Below are 1,084 nucleotides of genomic sequence, written 5' to 3'. Positions count from 1 at the left end.
CGGGGATGTGAGAAGTTATCTAAAAATGAAAAAAATGAAAATGAAAAAGATCTTAATTAGCATTTTACTTTTGGCTGCAGCAAGCAGTTACAGCCAAGAGTTAAATGTTCCAGTAGCAACTCAGTACTTAGCCGATAATCCATTTGTAATTTCACCTACTTATGCTGGGATTGGAGACAATTTTAGAATTAATTTAAATGGCTATATGCAGTGGGTCGGTGTTCAAGACGCTCCTCAAAGTCAGGCTCTATATGCTGATTTCAGAGTTTTGGATCAATCTGGTGTAGGTTTAAGTTTGTATAATGATTCCAACGGTTATACCAAACAGGCGGGTGGAAAGCTTAGTTTTGCCCATCACATTATTTTAGGATATTATTCAAAACAATATCTTTCATTTGGTATTTCGTATATATACAACTCATTTCGATTAGATTGGACTAAGTATAAACCAACAAAGAATGATCCAGTTATTACAGATGATCGTTCTACAAATAATAATAACTTTGAGGTTGGTTTTCTATATCGTAACAAAGGATTTTATGCAAACGCTACGGCAACTAACATTTTAAAAAAAGATATTGATTTTACAACAACTAAGTTAGAGCCTAATTTGCTTACCAATTATCAGTTCTATTCTGGATATGTATTTGACATAGGAAATAGAGAAGAAATTGAACCATCAGCTTTTTTTCAGTACTTTCAAAATGATAGGCGTTCTAATACCGATTTGAATATAAAGTACCGAAAATTCAATAGATATGAAGATTATTACTGGGTAGGTGCTTCCTATCGTTTTTTGAATGATCAAATTGGGAAGCCACTTGGTGTAGGACCTTTGATTGGATTTTCAAAAGGGTATTTTTCAATGGGTTATTCATATCAAATTACATTGGATAAAAATTTAGTAGCTTACAATTCGGGAACACATTCTTTAACTATCGGATTTAGATTCCTGCAGGGAATAAGTAATTACTGTCCATGTACACAAGGTCCAGTACACGAATAATTAGCATTTTTAATATTTTATTGAAAGTCCCTATTGATTCTTATTATAGAATTAACAGGGACTTTTTGTAAAATAATG

General features: G+C 32.3%; 1 protein-coding gene. It reads left to right on the top strand.

The features are described 5' to 3' along the window. Nucleotides 1-40: 40 nt before the first annotated feature. Complete coding sequence (locus CLU83_RS16530; RefSeq protein WP_100433782.1) at nt 41-1,006, top strand: type IX secretion system membrane protein PorP/SprF; 966 nt, start codon at nt 41-43, stop codon at nt 1,004-1,006. Nucleotides 1,007-1,084 lie beyond the last annotated feature (78 nt).

This window comes from Flavobacterium sp. 1, from assembly GCF_002797935.1.
Taxonomy (GTDB): Bacteria; Bacteroidota; Bacteroidia; order Flavobacteriales; family Flavobacteriaceae; genus Flavobacterium.
Note: the sequence above shows the minus strand (reverse complement) of the source record. Positions and strands in the feature narration are given on the sequence as shown.

Excerpts from the sequence above, each read along its gene's own strand:
- CLU83_RS16530 (WP_100433782.1), top strand. The coding sequence starts at position 41 with ATGAAAAAGATCTTAATTAGCATTTTACTTTTGGCTGCAGCAAGCAGT.